Consider the following 23,111-nt stretch of genomic DNA (forward strand, 5'->3'; position numbering starts at 1 on the left):
TAGTTTAGTTGCCCGAATAGCTCAGTCGGTAGAGCAGAGGATTGAAAATCCTCGTGTCCCTGGTTCGATTCCGGGTTCGGGCACCATTATTCAGCAGTAAAAGTTAAGCCGGCATAGCTCAGTTGGTAGAGCAACTGACTTGTAATCAGTAGGTCCCGAGTTCGACTCTTGGTGCCGGCACCATAAAAAACAAAAAAGCCACTCTTTGAGTGGATTTTTTGTATCTGTGATTTTAGCAATTTACTTTATCAGCTCATGCACTATCGGCCTATCCCCCGTTTGGACTTGATGCTGCAAGTGTCGCCAACCATGAGTTAACTCGCTTAGCGGCTCTTTTCGCTCAGGAAAGTGCGAAGATAATTTGTCGATCACTTCAATTTGCATTTTACACAATAACGACCAACGGTCTGCATTTGATAGGTACATAGCGTTTTCCTTAACGAAGGGGATGATATTTCCTTAATTGATTAACACTAGGTCATAAACCTAACGTTGCCAAATTAAAATTGCGTGTTAGCGCACTGTTAAACATTGCTACTCCAGAGTATCTTTATTCTATAAACATAAGATAGGAGACATCATGACAGCTACGATTTTTAAACTTATTTTTATCGCAAGTGGTTTGTTTCTGGTTTATAAGCTGATATTTGGTGGTAAGAAGGGATCGACTATTTTCGAAATGCACTTTAAAGACGGCCGTATGACTCACCACAAAGGCAAAATCCCCGAGCGTTTCGAGAAGGAATGTCGACATCTTGCTAAAGCAGATAAACTCACTTGTACTATCAGAGCCGAGAAAAATACCGACGTCCGACTACATATATCTGCCAATGTAAATGACAATCTACAACAAAGGATCCGTAATCAATTTCCCTTTGAGTATTACGATAAGAAGACAGTGGATAATAGTCGTCAAGCGGGTTAATTTTCCGAATCATCAGCCATTATGTCAAAGTAAGGGCTGCACAATTCACTCAAACTCTATTGAGATTGATCAATCTTAGAATTTAATCGGATCCTTTGGCTCTAGCTTTCCATCTTCGCGCGCATCACGAACACGGCGCTCATTATCTTGCACCATAGGATCGCCACTCGATTGATGAGGATCTGCTTGTTTCTCTGAAGTATCTTCGAAACGAAAATCAATGCTAGAACAAGCTGTTAATGAAATACTTGCTAACACAGCCAGTAACATCCAATACTTTTTCATTATATGATTCACGATAGATTGCTTTGAGCCAGTCTAGAGCAGTCAGAGAGCGATTATTAGCCAAGCCATACCGTTAACCATGACAGCAAGCCGCTTAATCTAGCTTCTGGATCACTAAAGTCACCTTAGCAACGGTAACCCCCCACTTAATAATGTCGCTTTTATTGATGATGGTATTGTCATTAACTAAAAACATCCAATCATCAAAATGCACTTGGTATTCATCACCATCAACAGGCAATAACATATCGTAGCGCCAGCGCAGCGCGCTTCCCCTCGCCTCACCTACTGCAGTACCAATAATATCGCCTGCCGTGCCGGTATACTGTCCATCACCTAGGGAGGTTATACGCCAGATACGGGTTTGGGTTTCACCGTCATCATAGACAAACCATTCATCGATAACGCCTTCGTTCCCTTTCCAACTCGCCTCCATAGTGACATTAAATTTACGGATCACTTTGCCACTAAAATCCTCAACGATGCCCGATGCCTTAAGCGGGCCATTAAAGAATTTTTCCAATACTAATGGTGGATTTGTACCTTGATAATCAGCTACTTCAACCGAGGAACAACTAGATAACAGGCTGAGCATCAATAAACTTAAGATGACATTTTTAGTCCAATTTAGCGTTAACAATCGCATGATTTTTCTCCTAGTAATTGCGCTCGTAAACTTGGACGACTGGTTTTAGTCGATAACCAAATCGCTAAAAAAGCCTGTGCAAATTGTGGTTCTTGGATAAGCCCGAGGGGTTGTTGATTAAAATAAAATTGACTCTGGTTTGCATCGATAATCTTAAAACTTAAATGATCACCTGGCGTGACATCAGGCCAAATACCCTTTAGTAAATTAAGCCAGCGACCAATATCACTATCGGCATAACCTAGATGTCGCCATTGGTCGGCTGTGGCTTCCAGTAAATCTGCAGCATCAATATCACGATAATATTCAATATCTAACAGTTGCGGATACACCCCCTGCTGATACTGACCGGTTGGTGTCATCAGACGAGCTTTATATAAGTTGAACCACAGCCAATCCATTTCGCCGCGCCCAACCTCAACAAGATCCTGGGTCTTCGAGTTATCGACCGTAGCGGTTGAATTTGCATATCCAGCAAAAGAGAGTAACAACCCAAAGATGACCCTAAGATAGGTTTTAGTCGATAGCATAGACATCCGATTCCTCCACTTGAAAATTAACGATCGCACAAGCGACGATGTTCAAGCCCATAACGCCTAACTGGCCTATAACTACGGGATATTTTGATAAACAGCGGCAATAAGATAGCCCAAACAACAGCAAGGATAAGCATGGAAATACTTTCGCCAAAAGGAAGCGTCACCGCATTAAATTGCGCGCCCGCAATGTAGCTAAGACTGCCAAATACACCACCCAATATAACCTGCAAAATAATAGGTAAAGCACGCACAAAAATGAGGCTGTGGTGCAGGCTCAAGGCAAAATGCAGCCATAGACAAGCGAGCCACCAAGGTAAAACGGTAAACTCAAATATCCCGAACAAAGTGAGCAAGGTATCAATCGCAATACCCAGCAACCCCACCTTAATCATGGTACTGAAGTCCCGAAACACAGCTTGTCGGTTTTCAACCAAAGCCAACAGTAAAAAATGAATCAATAACAATGAGATATTGAGTAACAACACTCGATTACCCCATAAGATGCTACTCCACCAAACACACTGAAAGCTCAAGGCGTTGTAGATAATAACCCCTTGAAGCTTAGACATATTTTGAATGTATCTGACCATAGGGAGCATCTCTGCGCGACGTTAACTACGGTTAATCGTATTAGGTAAACGATACCCGGGACGTACAGCCACTAAATGCACAGTGCTTGTGGTGCGCTCTAAAAATCCGCCTTCGCAGTAACTGAGGTAAAACTTCCACATGCGAATAAAATCTTCGCCATAACCAAGGGCTTGGATTTGGGCAACGGAACGATCAAAGTTGTCGTGCCAATCCTTTAAGGTTTTGGCGTAATCTAAGCCCATGTCATCGATCGACCAGACTTGCATATCGGTGCGCTTCGCCAAATGGCCAACCATTTGGTGAACCGAAGGCAAGCAGCCGCCAGGAAAAATATATCGCTGAATAAAATCAACGCTTTTACGATAACTATCGTAACGCTGATCTGAAATAGTGATTGCCTGTAATAACATCCGCCCTTCAGGTTTGAGCAATGATTCCAGCTTTTTAAAGAACCCAGGCAAATATTCATGACCTACGGCTTCAATCATCTCGATAGACACCAATCTATCGTATTGACCGCTAAGATTTCGATAATCCTCGGTCAGTAAGGTCACACTATCGCTTAGCCCTTCACGTTCAACCCGCGCTTTAGCATAGGCATATTGGGCATCGGAGATGGTAGTGGTCGTAACGTGCACACCATAATGTTTAGCTGCATAAATCGCCAAAGCGCCCCAACCAGTCCCGATTTCTAATAGGGTTTGCCCCGGCTTTAAATCGAGCCGTTCGCAAATGGTTTTGAGCTTGTGTAGCTGCGCATCAGCAAGGCTTGCCTCGCTATGGGGATACAAGGCACTGGAATACAGCATTTCACGGTCTAAAAACTGCTCATACAACGCATTGCCCAAATCGTAATGGGCAAGAATATTACGCTTAGAGCCCTGTTGAGAATTACGATTAAGCAAGTGCTTAAAGCGATTAATCGAGCCAGTAAGCCAACTAAATTTAGCTTCAATCTGGTCAAGCAACGGCAAATTTCGAGCAAAAAGTTGCACGACTTTGGTTAAGTCAGGGCTGGTCCAATGGCCTTGAATATACCCCTCACCTGCACCGATGGAGCCTGAAAACATCACTTGACGATAAAAGCTCGGATGCTTCACGACTAGCGTTGCATGTAGCTCACTGTGGTGCTCACCAAAACGATAGCTTTTATCACCCTCGACTAAGGTTAAACATCCGTTAGGGAGATTTTCTAATGCCTTAAGCAGTAGTTTACGGGCAAGACTGTCAGGCAATTTTGCCGTAACAACTGAAGATTGCGATGCAGTGTTTTCCATATTATTTCTCCATTTGAGCAGGATGTGGCACAAAAGGCACTCGTTTGTAGAACAGCTTTAACGCCTGCCAGTAAATCCCACCGAAAATTTTCAACGTCATAAAAGGGAAGCGAAACAACAGCGTCCTAAGTGATGTGGCATTAATGTCTTGGCGAGTCATCGAAAGCGTTGCATTAAATAAACGCTTGCCTGAATGATTCGGCAGATTTTCAATACCAATATTTAAGCGTTCAGTGGGGGGGGCAACATGCCACTGGTAGCGCATATCAAGATTCATAAAAGGCGAAACATGGAACACTTTATCCGTTATTTCAGGAGCCGATAAATCCACTAAATAGCAGTGGCGCTGATCCCACGGGGTGTTACTCACTTCGGCAAGCATGTATAAAGGCTGTTGATTTTGATAACAAAAATAGAAATTTACCGGGCTAAAATACACGCCAAAATGCCGAATTTGCCCAACAAATAGCACTCGATTACATCGCTCTTCTCCGCCCAATTCTGCCACTTGCTGAAGCACTCGGATCTTGAGGGCTGAAGCACTCGGCTCCTCTATATCGAGTTTGCGGTTAAGATTGTCCTTTGAGGTAAACGTAGTGAGATAGTCCGCAGGATTAAATCTCAGCAAGGCGCGGCGCTGACTAGCAAATATCCGCCCCATACGACTGATAGAATCAACTTCATCCAAATCAATCGCCAGCAACGCCATTTTGTAGCTAAAGTGATGTTTTATTGGGGTAAAGCGACTATGCGTCACTGTGCCGTAGTAAATACCACTATTGAGCTCACTCATAGGCTAATCCCAAAATGGTCGCAAACATCTAACGCACTTCGTACACCATCTTCATGGAAACCATTGTGCCAATAGGCCCCTGCAAAATGGGTGCGGTTTTTGCCAGAAATCTCCTCCCGCCTTGCCTGTGCCTGTAAACTACGTTCGTTAAAGACTGGATGAGCATAGTTGAAACGACGCAGAATTTTCGACTCATCAATGAGCTCACTCTGATTAAGCGTCACACAAAACGTTGGCGCGTCGCTAGGTAAGCGCTGCAGGATATTCATATTATATGTCACTGATGCAGGACGTTTTTTATCGCCATCTAAGCGATAATTCCAACTTGCCCAAGCCGCTTTACGCTTAGGTAAAATGCGGGTATCCGTATGCAATACCACTTCATTATTCTGATACTGCAAGTCGCCCAGAATGGCTTTTTCAGCGGAGGTAGCATCGCTTAGCATTCCAAGCGCTTGATCGCTATGGCAAGCTAGAATCACTTCATCGAACACATGCCACTCTCCATTAACCTGAAGCTTGACGCAATCATCATGGCGCTCGATGGCACTAACTGAGCTGTTTAAATGGAGATTATCTTTAAATGGTGCAATTAAATCAGGAATATAACTGCGTGAACCGCCCTTCAGCACATACCATTGTGGTCTGTCTGTTACATTTAACAGTCCATGATGCTCGAAGAAACGGATAAAAAAGCGCAGCGAAAAAGCCCGCATATCTTCAATGCTCGATGACCAAATCGCCGCGCCCATTGGCAAAATATAATGCTCAGCAAAAAAAGCTGAAAAGCGCTCTCTGTCGAGGAAATCCCCTAAATTAGCATCAGGGTATTGGTCCAGCTGATAAATGGCTTTACAGCTTTTATTAAATCGAACAATTTCATTTAAAAAGGCCCAAAAGCGCGGATTCAGGAGGTTACGCTTTTGGGCAAACAAACTCGCAAAATGATGGCCATTGTATTCAAGCCCAGTGAGCGCATTGTGCACGCTAAAACTCATCTCTGTCGGCAAAATACTGACATTAAGGCGGGCTAACAACCGCTCAAAACGGGGATAAGTTCTATCGTTAAATACGATAAACCCAGTATCTATCGCATAGGTTTTACCTTGATAATCCACATCCACAGTGGCAGTGTGACCACCGATATAATCATTAGCCTCAAATACCGTCACTTTATGTGACTGGCTCAATAGATGAGCGCAGGTCAGCCCTGAAATTCCAGTACCTACAATGGCAATATTTTTCATCTTCCGGTGTCCTTTAGCGCTTTTGCTTGGCTATCTCTTTGGATCATTTTTTGCCATACAAATGCTGGTAAAAATGACATCAATTTCAACAAATAAGTAAATCGTTTTGGAAAATGGATCTCTGCGTCGCCGCGTTCGATACCAACACGAATCGCCAATGAAGCTTCATGCACATCAATTTGCATTGGCATGGCAAAGTCATTTTTGGCGGTTAAGGGGGTTGCTACAAATCCAGGGCAAATCACGCTGACACGAATATCATCTTGCGCAACATCGAGTGACAGACTCGCAGCCAAGTACTTAACGCCCGCTTTAGATGTGCCGTAAGCCTCGGCACGGGGAAAGGGTAAATAAATCGCGCTGGAACTCATCAAGGCTAATTTCGATCCTTTTGGCATTAGAGGCAAAAATGCCCCTAAACAGTAGCCCATCGCAATCAAGTTAGTGTGTATGACTCGCTCAAAGAGCTGATCATCAAAATGTTTTGCATCGTCGATATACTCACAACTACCGGCGTTGAGGATCACGATATCCAATAGACATTCACTGCTCGAGAGCATATCGCCCAGCTCAGTAGCAGCCTGCTGGACTTGAACACGATCGCTAATATCAAAACTCAAGCAAGTGGCGCCTATCAATTCCTTCTGCGCCAACAAATCAAGTTTTGAGGCGTCACGGCCACAGGCAATCACATGCCAACCCAAGGCCAGATAATCCTTTGCTAACTGCAAACCGATACCTGAACTTGCCCCAGTTATCAGCACTGTATTGATTTTTTTGGTGAGCAAAGAGGTCATTACTTAGCCGCCCTATCTTTAAGCAAGCGAATAAGTCCGCCCATACAAGGCAAATGTTCATACAGCATTTGCCCGAGGTCGAAATAGTCCCGATGAAAATAAATGCGCTGATGAAACTTAAGCTGGCTCATCCCATCAACCCGAACTATCTCTCCTTTATTGAGCTTAGGATGACGATATTGCATTTGCCAAAACAGCGATGCTTGAGTGTCATCCTGTAATACTTCTTTGATTTCAAAATGAATATAGCCAATATTTTGATAAAGCTTGGCAAAATACTGTGTCAACGCGTTTAAGCCATTCACTTGATGCATCGGATCGATAAAACAAATATTGTCATCATAGACCTCTGCAAGTAGATGCAGATTATCCTTATTTAACGCTTGATAGAGGCCGATAAAATCATCTACTAATCCGCTATGCTCAATCTTCGCTTGGTTTATCATCCAGACACTCCCTAAGGGATAAGTATTAAGGTTGAACTTGTGGTCTAAGCCTTTTTCAGCACACCCAGTACCGTCAGCGCTCTTGCTCTTGCCGCATTGTGCTCAACAATCGCATAGGGATAATCCGCTTGCGATGCAAATAATGGTGCTTCAAACAACGAAGGCATTTTTTGCTGATTCGGTTGATGCAATCGCTTAACGCCCCAAGATGCGAGTTCTGGTAAGTACTTACGAATAAAGCGGCCATCTGGATCAAACTTTTCGCTCTGGCTCATAGGATTAAAAATCCGAAAGTACGGCTGCGCATCACAACCGCATCCTGCCGACCACTGCCAACCGCCGTTGTTAGCCGCCAGATCGCCGTCGATAAGATGCTGGCGGAAATACCGCTCACCCCAACGCCAATCAATAAGCAAATGTTTGGTTAAAAAACTCGCCACCACCATACGCAGGCGATTGTGCATCCAGCCGGTTTGATTAAGTTGGCGCATAGCTGCATCCACTATCGGATAGCCGGTTTTGCCCTCACACCAAGCTAAAAACTCACTTTGATTGTTGCGCCACGGCACATGATCGGCTTGGCGATTAAAATTGTGTCCCTTGGATAAATCAGGAAAAGCCACCAGCAAATGACGGTAGAACTCCCGCCAAATCAGCTCATTTAGCCATGTTCGCCCGGGGCTAGTGTCATCAACCATTACCTCAGGGAAACGTTGTAAAAGCGCCGCGACACATTGCCTTGGGCTGAGCACACCAATCGCCAGATAAGGGGAGATAACACTGGTGCCATCAATGGCGGGGAAATCTCTATCTTGCTTATAGTCTTGCACTTTTTGCTGAATAAACTGATTAAGCAGCCGCTTGGCTTGCCCCTCACCTGCCGCCCACTGTTCACTCGAGATAAGCGGGGTTGATATGGTTTGATTTAAACCTGTTTCTGATGGCGCAATGCCCTTGTAGGCAGGAGAATCAGCAAAGCCGATATTTTTAAAAAATAATGGTTTAGGCTCCGATAAGATAGGACCAAGCGGTGCTGGCACACCCAGCGGCACAATCGGCTGCTTTGCGGCAACCTCTCGCCACTTGCGGCTAAAAGGAGTAAACACCCGATACATGTCACCGCTTAAATTAAACACAGTTCCCGGTGGTAATAAGCAATGTTCATCACTAAGCACCAAAGGAATCCCCGCTTCAATACAAGCTTGATCGCGCTTTTGCTCATTGATCTCAGGTTCTCGTCCTGCAAATACCCGTCCAATACGATGCTCTTCACAATAACCCGTTAAAAATGCGGGAATATCTTTAAAGCTATCAAGTTGAATGAGTTCAAATTCAACTCCTAAACTCGCCAGTCCTTGGGCCAGTAGATTCACATGCCGCTGAATAAAGTCGAGTTGAATTGGCGCGATATCATGGCGACGCCATTGACTTGGGGTGGCAATGTAAATCGCTTTAAGCTTGGCGGCATGATGTTGCCTTACCCAATCACAGGCGGCCGTAAACGCCTGATTATCGGTAAGGCGCAGATCTTGGCGAAACCACATTAACGCCTGTTTCTCCAAACCGCATTGATTAATGCTCATCGGCGCTCTCTCCTTCAATCAGTGCAGCATTAGCCTGGTTTTTCTGTCTACGATACTGTTTTTTATGTTGCTGCTTTGCGGCCGTTATTTGCAGAATGATCTCGGTAACACTAGGGGCGATATAGTCCGATAAAGTGGTTAGTGTCGGCGCGAAAGGGCCAACGAGATAGCAAGTGAGTGACTTAGTCTCCAGCAACATTTGCAGCTCTGTCTGCTTTGATAGTGAGTGATTCGCCTCTGGCAATAACACTAACGCATCAACCTTAAGCCTGTTATTGATTAGCCCAAGACTGCTGATATGTTGCACGCCTAAGTTGACCACTGAGACTCTTAAATCGGCAAGTTCCAGTAATAGTGCAAGGCAATACAAACGGTTAGTAAGGCTTGAACTGGGCGCAAGCGTAGGCTCTGTATTTTTTTGCGATGTAACATAAGGCAAACGCACTAACGCAATCTGGGGCGAGCTTGCTAGCCCCGCTACGCTTAAACGCCCACCGATACGGCTAGCTAACTCACTGTCTAACCAAGCAAGTAGCAGCTCCACATCTAAACGCGGCTCCAATAAAGGCATTAATTGTGCAAACCAAGCTTGTAGCAGTTTTTGTTTAACCAATTGAAATGGATATAAGCCCAAGGCTTCATCTAAGATTTGGTGAAACTTGAGCTGATCTAACTCAAAAAATGCAGTATTTAACGCCAAAATCTGCTCATGCCAAAAATCAGACGATTGAAATTGCACACTTGCGACATCTATCGCTTTAGCCGAACTTATCAATAATGGCTTTACCTTACTGATGGCAACGCCTTTTGCTAACCATGCATTAATCTCATGGATTTGTTGAATATTTTCGGCAGTATACAGCCTGTGCCCCTTGGGAGTACGCTCAGGGATAACAAGCCCAAAACGCCGCTGCCATGCCCTTAATGTCACCGCATTAACGCCAGTAAGCCGCGACACCTCACCGATCGGCAGTAATTCGCTACTGCTGGGATTATCAGCAGCAAGCTCTAAATTATGATCTTCCATTTTTGTCTCTTAACTCATGAATCAGATTGGTTGGCCCAAGCATGTTGTGCTAAACCATTTCGCCAATCGTGGTTTGTATCTGTTAAGCCATTTTGCTCAAACGCACCTATCAGCAAAACCCTAGTAGGCATAACGCAGTTTTAACTCCTCCGGATGGGGATTTAAGTACACTTGATCTTCAATATATGGCGTTGGGAATTGTCTTAAGTAGTGGTTAATCAAGGTGATAGGCACTAACAGAGGCAAGAGTCCTTGACGATATTTCATAATCATTTCAGATAGTTCTTGTTTTTGCTCCTTAGTTAAGTGCTTTTTAAAATAGCCCTGAATATGCTGCAAGGTGCTGGTATGATTTCTACGGGTCGCATTGATTTTTAAGGCGGTCATAAAGCCTGTAAAATAGCGGTCAGCGGTCGCTTCAATATCCTCAATATTGGCCACAATCGGTCCAAGCTCGCGATACCATTTAGGACTGTGGGCCATTAATAAGTACTTATAACGGGAGTGAAACTTCACTAACTTATGCTTAGTCAGCCCCTCGTGACGCATTGTATGCCAGTCGTGATAGGCGTAGACCCGAGTAAAAAAGTTTTCCCGCAGCACCATATCGTGCAAACGCCCTTCTTCTTCAACCGGTAAATGGGGATAACGCTCCATTAATTTGCGGGCAAATACGCCAATACCGGATTTAGAGCCGTTATTGGTGCCAATCTTGTACTCTGTCACACGTTCCATACCGCAGGTTGGGGATTTAGCACATAGTAGATAACCGCCTAAAAAATCTAACTCTTCTACTTTGCGCTCACTGAAATCATTGAGTTTTTCGGTGACATCTAAACTTCCATCCGCGCTCTGTACCCGTATTTGTTCACCATCGCGTACTAAACGAATACTTTTACGAGGTGCGCCTAGGCCAATCGCCATTTCTGGGCAGATAGGAACAAAATCAAAAAATGGGGCAATTTCTTGATTACAATAGGAGGAATTTTTATGACCACCGTCAAAACGTACCTTCTCCCCTAACAGGCACGCACTGATCCCTATTTGAATACGTTGCGGATTAAACTTGTACATAATGAGATTCCTTGTATCAATTTAGATACTATTACGGACCACTCTTGTACAAGGATCAAGTTTTTGTACAATTTTTTATAAAAATATTTTTCTACTAAAAATCCAACGAAAGTCGCCAGAGTTTGGCCTTGATATTGCTTAATTTATTTGCCCTATTGGCGCGGCATCTGAAAGTGAAAATCAACGAGGAAAAATAAGGAAATGACTGTCATCAATCCCAATAGCTATGCGGCCATCGCGTTGAACCAAGTAAAATCGTTGCAAACTCAGCAAACGCAAAGTGTATCAAGCCCTGCTAAGAATCCGAGAGCTCAAATGACAGCCCCGCAAGATACAGTCACCCTATCTAGCGGCGTGACTCGAGATGCTGAAAGCAGTGATACCTATGGTCAGCTTGCGCCTAATGCCAAACAACATTACACCGCCAATGTGCAACATATTGCCGGTACGGCAGAGACTGAAAAGCCGCATAATAGATTAGAAGACGCAATGCAGGCGATTCTCGATAAACGCACAGGCATTGATAGGGATAAGCTTAAACAGCTAGATGAGGAGATAGCAAAAATAGCAGGTGATGACAGCTTATCCGAAGAGGAAAAAGCAAAAAAAATTGAATTACTCCAAGCTCAAAAAGTGGAGCTAATTAAAGAAGCCACTGAGAAAAATGAAGAACGACAACGCAATAACCAAGCTGAAGTGTATTTTAGTTAATAACGCGAGCGGTATAGCAAGAACAACAAGCCAACTGAATCATCATGCAAAGCCATTGGTGAAATGATTATCCGCCCTATCAAAGGGCGGCTCGCTATCAGAAACAACCTTGTCGCCTTAATTAGCGCTTTTTACCACCTAAGGCGCGTTTTTTAGCCCGTTGTTTTTGAGCAGCTTTGCTATTGCGCCTTGGCTCGGAGACCATTTTGTTAAAATCGGGTTCAAAGCCAGGATACCATTGTTGTGGCAAACGCTTATCGAGCAAGGCTTCGACTTTTTCTAGCAGTAGCGCATCCTCTTGGCTAAAAAGCGTAATAGCCACCCCGGCACTGCCAGCGCGACCAGTACGACCGATACGGTGAATGTAATCTTCAGCAATAAACGGCAATTCGAAATTAATCACATACTGTAGTTCAGCAATATCAAGCCCTCTTGCAGCCACATCGGTGGCAACTAAGACTTGCACTTGTCCTTGTTTAAACTCCTGCAATACCTTTTCCCGCGCACCTTGGGACAAGTCGCCATGGAAAGCTTGCGTTGCCACCCCGAGTTGATTGAGCTGAGTGGTCAGCTTATCGACTCCCTGTTTAGTGCGACTAAATATCAACACTTGCTGCCAATTTTTGCTACGGACTAAATGGCTGACAAACTCAGTTTTACGATCGCTATCAATGGCATAGACTCGCTGCTCTATCTGGGCCGCGGTCGTATTACGTTTAGCCACTTCAATCAGCTTGGGATTACGCAGAAGGTTTTTGCTGAAACTAAAAATCGAATCATCCAAAGTGGCGGAAAATAGCAGAGTTTGTCGGTGAGCGGGCACTTGCTTAAGCACGGCTTTGATTTCATCCATAAATCCCATATCAAGCATCCGGTCGGCTTCATCAAATACCAGTGTGTTCAATTGGCTAAGATTGAGTGCACCTTGACGTAAATGATCAAGCAAGCGGCCTGGGGTTGCAATCAACACATCAATCCCGGCGTTAAACACCGCTTGCTGCGCCTCGATACTCACTCCGCCGTAGGCAATACCCACACGAATATCTGTGCCTTTCGCATATTTTACAAAGCTTTGCTGAACTTGTAGTGCCAACTCCCTCGTTGGCACTAAAACTAAGGCGCGGATTTCTTTTGGCGCCTTAAGGTTTTCGTTATCAGCGATTAAGTGTTGCAGAATGGGTAATGCAAAGGCTGCGGTTTTCCCCGTTCCCGTTTGAGCCCCCGCCATCACATCCTGTTTTGCTAAAATGGCGGGAATGGCTTCAACTTGAATAGGCGTGGGTTGTTGATAACCAAGTTCAGCTAAGGTGTTAACTAATTGGGTATTTAAGGAAAGCGCGCTAAAAGACATGAAACATCACCAAAAACAATCATGCCGCAATGTTAGCAGACCGGACGGACTGCGACCAGTTTACGATCGCACCTTTAATATCATGCTTATCGGTCACAGCCACACCACTACTTAGGTTTGGTAAACAATTCCGCTTCGGTAAAAAAAGCCTCAACATCCGCTGGTAATTGTGGGCGGCTAAAGAGATATCCCTGTGCTTGGTCGCAAAAATTTTGAGTTAAAAACTCGGCTTGCTCGATGGTTTCTACCCCTTCAGCAACAATATCTAATTTTAAGGCATGACCAAGGGCAATCACAGCTTTAGCTATCGCGGTATTGTTGGTATCGAAGGGAATGTCCCGTACGAAAGACTGGTCGATTTTAAGCTTATGAATTGGAAGTTTTTTCAAATAATTTAGTGATGAATAACCCGTACCAAAATCATCGACCGAGAGCTCAATGCCCAAATCACCTAACAATTTTAAATCACGAATCGCGACATCCGGATTATTCATCATCACACTTTCTGTCACTTCAAGCTCAAGGCAAGTTGCAGGTAAGCCTGTTTGCGTTAGGATACGTTTCACGTCCTCCACAAAGGAGCCACGTTGTAACTGCTGTCCTGCGACGTTAACCGCAATGCGGCCAAACTGTTTACCGTCAGCCAACCAACGCACACCTTGCTGGCAAGCCGTTTCAAGCACCCACAAACCAATATCGTAAATTAAGCCAATTTTCTCGGCGACGGGAATAAACATCCCTGGGGAAATTTGTCCTAAAATCGGATCGTTCCAACGCAATAGCGCCTCAACTCCAACGGTTTTGCGGGTCACCAAATTTAATTTGGGTTGATACATCAAATACAGAGAATTTTGCTCAAGTGCACCATAAAGCGCACTCTGCAACTTTAAATGCTCGATCGATTCTTTGGTCAATGATTCGGTGTAAAAGGCATAATTATTTCGCCCCTCACTCTTAGCGCGATACATGGCGGCATCGGCATTGCGTAGCAGCGTATCAGCATTACTACCATCACTTGGGTAAAGGGAAATCCCCATACTGGCGGTAAGGCGTAAATGATCCCCGGTGCTTACCACAAAAGGCAGATCAAATACTTGGCGCAATTGGTTAATTGCCGCTGTAGCATCCTCATGGCCTTGAATGCCGGAAATCAGCGCCACAAACTCATCGCCACCAATACGTGACAACACATCTTGCTCCTGTAATTGGCTGCGAAGACGTTTAGCCAGTTCCACCAGCATTTCATCGCCAATACTATGACCAAAACTGTCATTAATGTGTTTAAACAAATCCACATCAATAAAGACTGTCGCTAGTTGGGCATTGAGTCGTTTCGAATGCCTGACCTCTTGCTTAAGCTGCATCATCAGCTTCATGCGATTCGGCAAATGAGTCAGTGGGTCAAAATAAGCTAAATGAGCAAGTTGCGCTTCACTCTGTTTTTGAGCGGAGATATCGGCAAAGACTGCGACAAAATAGCGGATCTCCCCAACCTCATCGTAGATGGCGCTAATAGTGATATTTTGCGGAAAAATAGTGCCATCTTTACGTCGATTCCAAATTTCACCATTCCACTTACCAGCATCGAGTAAATGATTCCACATGGTTTCAAAAAAAGCTTTATCGTGACGGCCGGAATTAAATAGGCGTGGATTTTGCCCAAGTAACTCTTCTCGCGAGTAACCTGTAATCTCGTAAAAGGCACCATTAACATCGGTAATATTACCGTGTCTATCAGTCACGACTACACCTTCAAGGGAGTGTTTAAAGACATTGGTAGCGAGGGTAAGTTGTTCTTCCACTTCTTTATGTTTAGAGATATTACGGGTCATGCCTATCACGCCCGCCAGTTCCCCCTCGGGCGTTAAGGCGGGGATTTTAAGGGTCTCTAGCCATAAGTGTTTATTTTGATTCTCACCATCTAAACATTCGGCAACAATAATTGGCGCCCCAGTCTCAATAGCAAGTTTGTCACCATTAAGAAAAATATCCGCAATCGCTTTGCCAAATAACTCTTCGTCCGTCTTGCCAATAATGTCACTGCGGGGTAGCTCCCACGCATTTTCAACACTTTGGTTGCAAATGGTGTAAACACCGTCGGTATTTTTGACCCAAATATGCTCTTCAAAACTATCGATAAAGGTCTGCAAGTCAATAACATCCATCGACTTCGCATCACCGCGCAAGGCGGCCATTTGCAGTCGTTGGGCCCTGTGCAACTCACTCAAATTAAGCTGTAGGCTATTAACCGTTAGGGAAGCGAGTTGCAGTGCCTTATCATCTAACTGTAAAGGAGTATGATGATATAAACAAAATACCCCGAAATGCGCTCCAGAATTCCAGATGATAGGCAAATAAATTAAGCTTCCAAGTCCGGTATCACGCCATTTTGGCGTTGATTTTACATCAGGGATCAAGGCTTGCTTGAATGCAGCAGCATGACGTACATCCAACGGAATATTAACCTGATGATGACTAAAGGTACTTGATTCGTTGAAGGGATAATGGGAAGCGGAGCGAGTGGATGGGGTATTAACTTTAGGTGTCGCATGTTGATAGAGGTTTAAATGAGCTTTATGATTAAAATGCCGAACAAGAGCTTCTATATCAACAAGTTGGCACCGTTCAGACTGAATTAACTGACGATATTCACCCGCTACATTCGCAGTTAAAATCACCGCATGCGACTGAGTGATATTGGCGACTAACTGTAAGTCGTTTGCCCAATCTGTTAACTGCTTTTGTGAAATTGCAAAATCAATCATAAGCTTGCTAACTATAGCCTCTACAATTCCATGTTAAATAAGGACAACAAGCGCCCCCCTAAAAAACACTACACCGACAACAATACCCACCCACTGTCTTAATAAAATCTGAGCCTAGGCTGAAGTACAAAACCAGTACAATCCCACCCTCAATTGACAGATATTACCGCAGACACTCAATCATCGTCATTCACTAATACATAATTATTTGAGTTATTAGCAGATTAGTTTGTTTCAGATAACGAAATTTAAACACCATTATCGCCAACAGACTCACTGTCGATAAAGGTTAGACTCAAAGCTACTCAAAAATGAGTACGTCAGTAAAAGCTTAGCAATAAAACATTTGAATAAAAATCAAACATCTTCATCTTCGTTTCGCAAGCAAAAATTCACGCCTACAAACAGGGCCGAATCCCAAGGTATAGCCCCCTCGCATAAGGATTGTTTAAGTAGAAATTACCGTCTTTTCATTGACAATAACATTATCCTATTGTCTACAATGGAAATAATCAGAAAGAAAAACAAGGATTTTTATGCCTACCGTGCCTACAGCCACACCCGCCATCCCGTTAACGAGCCAGCAGCTTTACCGAAAGTCAGAACTTAAACAGCTTAATACTGAGTGCCAATCTACAGCCCAGCTCACGCCACTCGATGATATTGTTGGCCAAGAACGTGCCCAACAGGCGGTAGAATTTGCCATGGGGATAAAAGAAAAGGGCTATAACATCTATGCGATCGGCCAAAATGGTCTCGGTAAACGAACCATGATGCTGCGCTATCTCAATCGCCACGATCCCATAAAACCCGCGTTATTTGACTGGTGCTATGTGGTCAACTTTGACGATACCCGCAGCCCTAAAGTGCTAAAACTCACCGCTGGCACAGGGCAAGAGTTTAAGAAATCCATCGAGAAACTCATGCTCAAACTGGTAAGAGCATTACCCTTAGCCTTTGATAATGAAATGTATTATGCCAGAGCTGAAAAACTTAAAAGCCAACTGATACAAAAGCAAGAAGCCGCACTCACAGAGCTCAGCGAAGAGGCCAAACAAAAAAATATTAGTCTGAGCTTAACCATGCAGGGAGATTATCAAATGATCGCCCTCAATGGTGATGAACCCCATGATGAAGCCAGCTTCAGCGCCCTCACGGAAGCCGAGCGTAGTCAATTTGAAAGTAATATCAATGGGCTAGAAGTAAAACTAAGGAGCATTATTCGCCAAAACACTGAATGGGAAGAAGAATTTAGTGATACTCAGCAGGAACATGATGAACAAGTTGCCAAGGATGTGTTGATCCACTTTTTTAAACCCTTGAAGGATAAGTACAAACATCAACCAGATGTCAGAGCATTTTTAACCGGAATGCAGGCAGATATCCTAAGTAATTTAGATATTTTCCTTGAAGAAAGTGAAGAACAACTCGCCCTTGCCTACGCTTCACTTGAAAAGAAAATGCCCCGCCGCTACCAGGTCAATGTACTTGTATGCCAAGGCGAACAGAAATTCCCCATCGTGGTCGAAGAAAGCCCAAGCTACCACAGCCTGTTTGGTTATGTTGAAAACGCCACCTTCAGAGGCACAGTGTTTACCGACTTTTCATTGATCCGCCCAGGAAGTTTACATAAGGCAAACGGTGGCGTGCTGTTAATGGACGCGATCAAAGTGCTTGAACGCCCCTATGTTTGGGATGGGTTAAAGCGAGCATTGCGTTCACGCAAGTTGGATCTGAGTTCATTAGAGCGGGAAGTCTCATTGTCAGGCACCATTTCATTAGCACCGGAACCGATTCCGTTAGATGTTAAAATTATCCTGTTCGGTGACCATGAAACCTATCAACTATTACAGCATTATGATCCTGATTTCAGTGAACTATTTAGGGTAACTGCCGACTTTGAAGATGTCATGGATAGAACCGACGACTCCGAAGCCCATTATGCCCGATTTATTTCCAGTATTGTCCACGATAACAACATGCTGCACTGCGACCGTAGCGCCATTGCACGCATCATTGAATACAGCTCACGTGAGGCACAGGATCAACAGAAGCTCTCACTGCACTCTGCTAATATTGCCAACCTATTACGGGAATCCAACTTTTGCGCAAAAGCCGTAGCAAGTGAACAAATAGAAAAGCAGCATGTTGAACAGGCACTTAAAAATCAAGAGAAACGCGTCTCCCGCCTGCACGACAACATCATGGAAAGCTTCGTTAATGGCACCACACTAATTAATACTCACGATAAAGTCGTTGGTCAAATCAATGCGTTATCTGTTGTTTCTACTTCAGATCATCAATTTGGTCTGCCTAATCGCATCACCGCCACGACCGCGTATGGTAAAGGAGAAGTGCTGGACATCGAACATAGGGTCAAACTGGGTGGGCGAATACATTCTAAGGGCGTTTTAATCCTTACCGCCTATTTAGCCTCTGTGTTAGGTAAAACCGCGCAAATTCCTCTCACCACTTACCTCACCTTCGAGCAATCCTACAGCGGTGTCGATGGTGATAGTGCGTCAATGGCCGAATGCTGCGCTATTATCTCCGCCATCAGTGAGTTGCCCTTAAGACAAGATATTGCCATTACTGGCTCAATGAATCAGTTTGGCGAAGCCCAACCTATCGGCGGGGTTAATGAGAAAATTGAAGGCTTTTTCGATGTGTGTCAAATCAAGGGTAGAACCTCGAGTCAAGGAGTGATTATTCCCGAGTCGAATATTGCAAACTTAATGCTACGCCAAGATATTGTGGAAGCGGTTGAGCGTGGTGAATTCCATATTTGGGCGATTAACCATGTTACTCAAGCGATGACTTTGCTATTAGGTAAAGCCGCTGCGATAGTGCAAACCGATGAGAGTAAACACGCAGAGCACTATGCATCGGATTGCGTGTTCGGCATTGCCCAACACAAACTTAATGCTTTGAGAGCACTCAGCAAAACGAATTCATAGTCTCGATTGAACAACAGATACAAAAAGCAAAAAGGGTTAGCTTAGCTAACCCTTTTTTACCAGCGTAGCAATCTAAACCTTAAATCAAGGTTGCTAACATCTCGTCACTATAAGCCACCAGCTCCTCGCCTTTACGCACTTTAGCAACATAATCGGGGTTAGCGATAAAGGGGCGACCAATTGCAATTAAGTCAAATTTATCCTCAGCAATGGCCTTGCTCGCCGTCTGTGCACTATAGCTGCCCACACCCACTAGCGTTTTGCCATAGTGTGCACGAACATAACTTGATGCAGAGCCGCCTAAGTAATCAAACTCCATACTGTCATCGAAAATACCGATATGCACAAAGGCCAGATCGCGTTTTTCTAACTCAGGAAGTAAATAATCAAAAACCGCACGGTCACGGCTATCGCTTGCCATATTGAAATAGGCGCCAGGGGAAATACGTAAACCCGTTCTGTCTTTACCAATACGTGCGGCAATTGCATCGACCACTTCTAAGGCAAACCGTGACATATTGGCTGGTGTGCCACCATATTCATCGGTACGACGATTACTATCATGGTGTAAGAATTCATCAATCAAGTAACCATTAGCACCGTGGATCTCAACGCCATCAAAGCCGGCTTCAATCGCATTCTCAGCCGCTTTTGCATAATCACGCACCAGCCCCTGAATATCTTCAACCGTTGCAGCTTTTGGCGTTACATAGGTCAATTCACGCATTCTTGGCACACTGCCTTCAATTTTCTGGGCAGAAGGAGCCAGCACATCACCACCACCGAAGAAATGTGGATGAGCAACACGGCCTGTATGCCATAATTGCACAAAAATCTTACCGCCATTGGCATGCACAGCATCAGTCACTTTGCGCCAGCCTGCAATTTGCCCTTGGGTAAAAATACCGGGAGTGTTTGGGTAGCCTTGGGCATCAGGGCGAATAATCGTGGCCTCAGAGATAATCAATCCGGCTTCAGCACGGCGTGCATAGTAAGCCACCATATCATCGGTAGGAACCAAGTCGGCATCAGCCATACAGCGCGTTAATGGCGCCATCAAAATACGGTTTTTTAAGGTTATCGTGTCATTAAGCTTATAGGTGTCGAATAGATTACCTACAGAGTTCACTGCATTTTCAATCGTCATTGGTTAAACCCCATTCTTGAATGTACGTTCAAGATATTACTATTTGAATGATCATTCAAGAACATTTTTGAATGTTTGTTCAAAATTAGTTAGAATCTCCGGCAAGTATCGGTAAGAGGTAAGAATGCAATGCGAAACGCAGAGTTTGATAGGGCGCAAGTACTCAGGGGGGCAATGGCGGCCTTTATGCGTAAGGGATATACCAAGACCAGCATGCAAGATCTCACCCAAGCCACCGGATTACACCCTGGGTCCATTTACTGTGCTTTTAGTAATAAACGTGGATTACTCATTGCCGCTATCGAGCAATATCAACAGGATAGAAACGAGCAATTCAAGCTTATCTTCTCCAACAACCAGCCAGTGCTTAAAAATTTAAAAACTTACTTAGATAATGTAGTCGTCGAATGTATCAGCTGCGATAGCCAGCAAGCCTGTTTACTGACCAAGGCGTTAAATGAAATCGCCGAGCAAGACGATGAGATTCAACATATTATCAGTCAGAATCTCCATCTATGGCAAAACGCACTCACCGCACAATTTGAATTTGCAGCTTCTCAAGGAATGTTACAAGGGCAGCTCAATAGCGAGCAGAGAGCACAATATTTAATGATGGGAATTTATGGCTTACGAACCTTCGCCCACACCCATCCGCAGGCGGAGATATTGCAGCAATTAGCCAATAAACTGTTTGATGATGTTTGCAGATAACAGTCGAACCTGACGCTTATTTAACCGAACACATAAAGCAAAAGGACGATAAATCAACTTATCGTCCTTTCAATATGATGTTTTGCCAGTATATTTTTTCTTAACCTATATTTGCCTGTGCAAAAACACGCTCACCGAGTGAGTTCAAAATCTTACATTCACCTTCTAATACGGCAATAATGGATTTTCCTTTGCGAAAACTTGCAGGAATCATCACACGACCTGACTCGCTAACAGGTAAACCTTGTAACACCGAATTGTGCATAATTAACCCAACGGGCGCATCATAATACAAAACTGTAACAGTCGCTTGTGTTGCTTGCATAACTTTTAACTCACATTAAGCAGTATCTACTGCTATCGATCAAAGTGGCAAGAGTCTCCATTCATCTCTTATGAAAACAAAACCAAAAACTTATTTTACCATTTAAAATCAACAAATTAAAAACTCAAAGCGATATAACTTTGTACAAAAGATAAAGACATCATCGCGCCATGAATATCACATCATTTAAGCACTTCGGCAAATAGATGCCAATCTATTTCTATTTTGTTAATCAAATCCGCGCAATCGATCACACTTAAGCAACAAGGACAGATGAATATTTATCTACAAAATAAAAGCGTTAATTCTATATTAAACTACAGTTACTTCGCTTTAAACCCCACTCGAAAACCGCCCCAGTGTTTACCATTAACATAAATGGGTACTGACAAGTCATGCATAATCTCCCCGGTATCTCGCTTATAGGTTTGCAGTAAAACAGGATCCGTATGTGTCCCACAACGGCTGCCCGTAGGGTCATTAAATAAGCGTTTAGTGCGATTGTGCACCATATCAACCTCAACTTTGCCCGTTAATGCTTGGCTAAAGCGTTTATTATGGGTTGGGAAATAACCTTTTTTATCAACGGCTCCAGCATAAATGATCTCACTATGCTTAGCTAAAATCGGTTCTTGAATCGCGGGAAAATGTTGATCGGTGAAACGGTCAAATGCTGTGGTATATTTCTGCGGCTGAGTATTGGCAATTGGCTGATATTTGGGACTAAACAACTCTGCTTCCGTAAAACTACCATTAGCTAATCCTTGCGCAAGTTTCTCTCCGCAAGCTTTTGCCGCTTCATTAGCGACTAATAGCACTTGTTGATCAAAGGTTTGAGTATCCCAATGAGACAATGCTTTAAATATACCCTCTGTCGTTAATGACAGGGTAAACGCCTGCTCAGAAACCGTCATGCTTTGTCTTCCTGTCGCAGTCAGCGAGTCACGGATCTGCGCTACCGAGTTGCTAATCTCATTGGTGGTATGATTGTATTGCTTAAGGGATTCTTCCATATCTCCAAGCGCATGCGCAGAACAAGTTACAGAGGTTGAGATATCAGTAAAGTGACCATCCAACTCCCCCATCGCACCGACAACATCAGCAGTTTGCAAAACCACTCGTTCCATTAACGCTGAACTTTTGTCTGTTTCAGCACGAATTTCGAGCAGCATCTTACCGATATCTTGGGTCGCTCCAGCCGTTTTTCCGGCAAGGCTTCGAACCTCATCAGCTACCACAGCAAATCCTCGCCCTTGCTCTCCAGCTCTTGCCGCTTCAATAGCAGCATTTAATGCCAGTAAGTTTGTTTGTTCCGCAACCGAATTAATGACCTCGGTGATTTTTTGAATTTGTTCAGCTTTTGACTTTAAGGCCTGCACTTGCTGAGCGGCAGTGTTGATATCAGCATTTAATGATTCGATAGCAGATACGCCCTTTTTTGCTTGAGTTCTGCCTTGCACACTCAAGCGCTCAGCCTCTTGGGTTTGGACTAAAATGCTGCTGGCATTATCACCAAGCAAAGCAGTTGTATTACTCAATTGCGCCGCAGCCACCGCGATAGCACTCGCATGTTCACCATTGGACTCAATCGATTTATTCAATAAATCAATAAAATGTGAGACCTCAGCTGCACCAATTGCAATCTTACTGGTTTGGACGCTGATATCATGTTCAGGAGAGCTTAACCGATTGAGCCTAAGAGCATTTTCATCAGGATTTGGCGCCTTGATACTCAAAAAACGCTTAACAATCCATAATACCCACACACAAACTATCCCGCCTAAAACCAAGGCATGTGTAAAACCGGATAAGGAGATGGCATTAAGTAAAAGGCTGCCAAACACAACTAAGACTAAACTCAGTGCAATGACGATTTTATGTTGTAATTCCATATTTGTATCTCACCAAGAAAAC

General features: G+C 44.0%; 22 protein-coding genes and 2 tRNA genes. 6 read left to right on the forward strand and 18 right to left on the reverse strand.

Features of this window, described 5'->3' with window-relative positions:
* Window positions 1-10 precede the first annotated feature (10 nt).
* Window positions 11-86 (forward strand) — tRNA-Phe (locus HG547_RS12905).
* 21 nt (window positions 87-107) lie between these two features.
* Window positions 108-183, forward strand: a tRNA-Thr gene (locus HG547_RS12910).
* Window positions 184-240: 57 nt separating this feature from the next.
* Here the strand turns inward: HG547_RS12910 and HG547_RS12915 are convergent.
* Complete coding sequence (locus HG547_RS12915) at window positions 241-426, reverse strand: hypothetical protein (RefSeq protein WP_037420841.1); 186 nt, start codon at window positions 424-426, stop codon at window positions 241-243.
* A 154-nt stretch (window positions 427-580) separates the two neighbouring features.
* On the opposite strand from HG547_RS12915, the gene HG547_RS12920 reads away from it, so the two are divergent.
* Complete coding sequence (locus HG547_RS12920; RefSeq protein ID WP_169548043.1) at window positions 581-925, forward strand: DUF3634 family protein; 345 nt, start codon at window positions 581-583, stop codon at window positions 923-925.
* A gap of 75 nt (window positions 926-1,000) precedes the next feature.
* On the opposite strand, the gene HG547_RS12925 is transcribed toward HG547_RS12920, so the two are convergent.
* The 12 genes from HG547_RS12925 to HG547_RS12980 form a co-directional block, all read right to left on the reverse strand.
* Window positions 1,001-1,213 carry a hypothetical protein gene (locus HG547_RS12925; RefSeq protein WP_169548129.1) on the reverse strand — a complete coding sequence of 71 codons (213 nt, stop codon included), beginning with the start codon at window positions 1,211-1,213 and terminating at the stop codon, window positions 1,001-1,003.
* A gap of 91 nt (window positions 1,214-1,304) precedes the next feature.
* Complete coding sequence (locus HG547_RS12930) at window positions 1,305-1,856, reverse strand: DUF3833 domain-containing protein (protein ID WP_047534873.1); 552 nt, start codon at window positions 1,854-1,856, stop codon at window positions 1,305-1,307.
* Entirely contained in the window at window positions 1,844-2,392 is a 549-nt protein-coding gene (locus HG547_RS12935; protein ID WP_169548044.1) for a chalcone isomerase family protein, read from the reverse strand. The genes HG547_RS12930 and HG547_RS12935 overlap by 13 nt, the downstream gene beginning before the upstream one ends.
* Before the next feature lie 20 nt (window positions 2,393-2,412).
* Complete coding sequence (locus HG547_RS12940) at window positions 2,413-2,985, reverse strand: DUF2878 domain-containing protein (protein WP_248278746.1); 573 nt, start codon at window positions 2,983-2,985, stop codon at window positions 2,413-2,415.
* A gap of 21 nt (window positions 2,986-3,006) precedes the next feature.
* Window positions 3,007-4,263, reverse strand: coding sequence for a cyclopropane-fatty-acyl-phospholipid synthase family protein (locus HG547_RS12945; protein WP_037420850.1), 1,257 nt, complete (start codon window positions 4,261-4,263; stop codon window positions 3,007-3,009).
* A gap of 1 nt (window position 4,264) precedes the next feature.
* Window positions 4,265-5,056 carry a DUF1365 domain-containing protein gene (locus HG547_RS12950; protein WP_169548046.1) on the reverse strand — a complete coding sequence of 264 codons (792 nt, stop codon included), beginning with the start codon at window positions 5,054-5,056 and terminating at the stop codon, window positions 4,265-4,267.
* Window positions 5,053-6,303 carry an FAD-dependent oxidoreductase gene (locus HG547_RS12955; RefSeq protein ID WP_169548047.1) on the reverse strand — a complete coding sequence of 417 codons (1,251 nt, stop codon included), beginning with the start codon at window positions 6,301-6,303 and terminating at the stop codon, window positions 5,053-5,055. The genes HG547_RS12950 and HG547_RS12955 overlap by 4 nt, the downstream gene beginning before the upstream one ends.
* Window positions 6,300-7,100: an SDR family NAD(P)-dependent oxidoreductase gene (locus HG547_RS12960; protein WP_169548048.1), complete on the reverse strand. Its 801-nt coding sequence runs from the start codon at window positions 7,098-7,100 to the stop codon at window positions 6,300-6,302. Before HG547_RS12960 ends, HG547_RS12955 begins: the two co-directional genes overlap by 4 nt.
* Window positions 7,100-7,546: a nuclear transport factor 2 family protein gene (locus HG547_RS12965; protein WP_037420859.1), complete on the reverse strand. Its 447-nt coding sequence runs from the start codon at window positions 7,544-7,546 to the stop codon at window positions 7,100-7,102. The genes HG547_RS12960 and HG547_RS12965 overlap by 1 nt, the downstream gene beginning before the upstream one ends.
* A 44-nt stretch (window positions 7,547-7,590) precedes the next feature.
* Window positions 7,591-9,129, reverse strand: a complete 1,539-nt coding sequence (gene phrB, locus HG547_RS12970; protein WP_169548049.1) for a deoxyribodipyrimidine photo-lyase — start codon at window positions 9,127-9,129, stop codon at window positions 7,591-7,593.
* On the reverse strand, window positions 9,119-10,156 hold the full coding sequence (locus HG547_RS12975) for a MerR family transcriptional regulator (RefSeq protein WP_055647808.1): 1,038 nt from the start codon (window positions 10,154-10,156) through the stop codon (window positions 9,119-9,121). Before HG547_RS12975 ends, phrB begins: the two co-directional genes overlap by 11 nt.
* A 120-nt stretch (window positions 10,157-10,276) precedes the next feature.
* On the reverse strand, window positions 10,277-11,230 hold the full coding sequence (locus HG547_RS12980; RefSeq protein WP_055647807.1) for a DUF523 and DUF1722 domain-containing protein: 954 nt from the start codon (window positions 11,228-11,230) through the stop codon (window positions 10,277-10,279).
* A 201-nt stretch (window positions 11,231-11,431) separates the two neighbouring features.
* Between HG547_RS12980 and HG547_RS12985 the strand changes: the two genes are divergently transcribed.
* Window positions 11,432-11,941: a hypothetical protein gene (locus tag HG547_RS12985; protein ID WP_169548050.1), complete on the forward strand. Its 510-nt coding sequence runs from the start codon at window positions 11,432-11,434 to the stop codon at window positions 11,939-11,941.
* A 121-nt stretch (window positions 11,942-12,062) separates the two neighbouring features.
* On the opposite strand, the gene HG547_RS12990 is transcribed toward HG547_RS12985, so the two are convergent.
* Window positions 12,063-13,292 carry a DEAD/DEAH box helicase gene (locus HG547_RS12990; RefSeq protein WP_055647805.1) on the reverse strand — a complete coding sequence of 410 codons (1,230 nt, stop codon included), beginning with the start codon at window positions 13,290-13,292 and terminating at the stop codon, window positions 12,063-12,065.
* Window positions 13,293-13,399: 107 nt separating this feature from the next.
* A complete protein-coding gene (locus tag HG547_RS12995) occupies window positions 13,400-16,057 on the reverse strand; it encodes a bifunctional diguanylate cyclase/phosphodiesterase (protein ID WP_169548051.1) in 2,658 nt (885 codons plus the stop codon).
* Between the two features lie 536 nt (window positions 16,058-16,593).
* Between HG547_RS12995 and HG547_RS13000 the strand changes: the two genes are divergently transcribed.
* On the forward strand, window positions 16,594-19,014 hold the full coding sequence (locus HG547_RS13000) for an ATP-binding protein (RefSeq protein WP_169548052.1): 2,421 nt from the start codon (window positions 16,594-16,596) through the stop codon (window positions 19,012-19,014).
* A gap of 79 nt (window positions 19,015-19,093) precedes the next feature.
* Here HG547_RS13000 and HG547_RS13005 read toward each other — a convergent pair whose 3' ends face one another.
* Window positions 19,094-20,161 carry an alkene reductase gene (locus tag HG547_RS13005; RefSeq protein WP_140907697.1) on the reverse strand — a complete coding sequence of 356 codons (1,068 nt, stop codon included), beginning with the start codon at window positions 20,159-20,161 and terminating at the stop codon, window positions 19,094-19,096.
* Window positions 20,162-20,290: 129 nt separating this feature from the next.
* On the opposite strand from HG547_RS13005, the gene HG547_RS13010 reads away from it, so the two are divergent.
* The gene (locus tag HG547_RS13010; RefSeq protein ID WP_140907696.1) at window positions 20,291-20,872 is read left to right on the forward strand and encodes a TetR/AcrR family transcriptional regulator; all 582 of its coding nucleotides are present in this window, start codon (window positions 20,291-20,293) and stop codon (window positions 20,870-20,872) included.
* Between the two features lie 100 nt (window positions 20,873-20,972).
* Here the strand turns inward: HG547_RS13010 and HG547_RS13015 are convergent, their stop codons facing one another.
* Together HG547_RS13015 and HG547_RS13020 are read right to left on the reverse strand one after the other, a co-directional pair.
* Window positions 20,973-21,197, reverse strand: coding sequence for a TIGR02922 family protein (locus HG547_RS13015; protein WP_037420886.1), 225 nt, complete (start codon window positions 21,195-21,197; stop codon window positions 20,973-20,975).
* 323 nt (window positions 21,198-21,520) lie between these two features.
* Complete coding sequence (locus tag HG547_RS13020) at window positions 21,521-23,089, reverse strand: methyl-accepting chemotaxis protein (RefSeq protein ID WP_169548053.1); 1,569 nt, start codon at window positions 23,087-23,089, stop codon at window positions 21,521-21,523.
* Between the last annotated feature and the right edge of the window lie 22 nt (window positions 23,090-23,111).

The sequence above is a fragment of the Shewanella sp. DNRA4 genome (genome assembly GCF_012843185.1).
Lineage (GTDB): Bacteria > Pseudomonadota > Gammaproteobacteria > Enterobacterales > Shewanellaceae > Shewanella > Shewanella xiamenensis.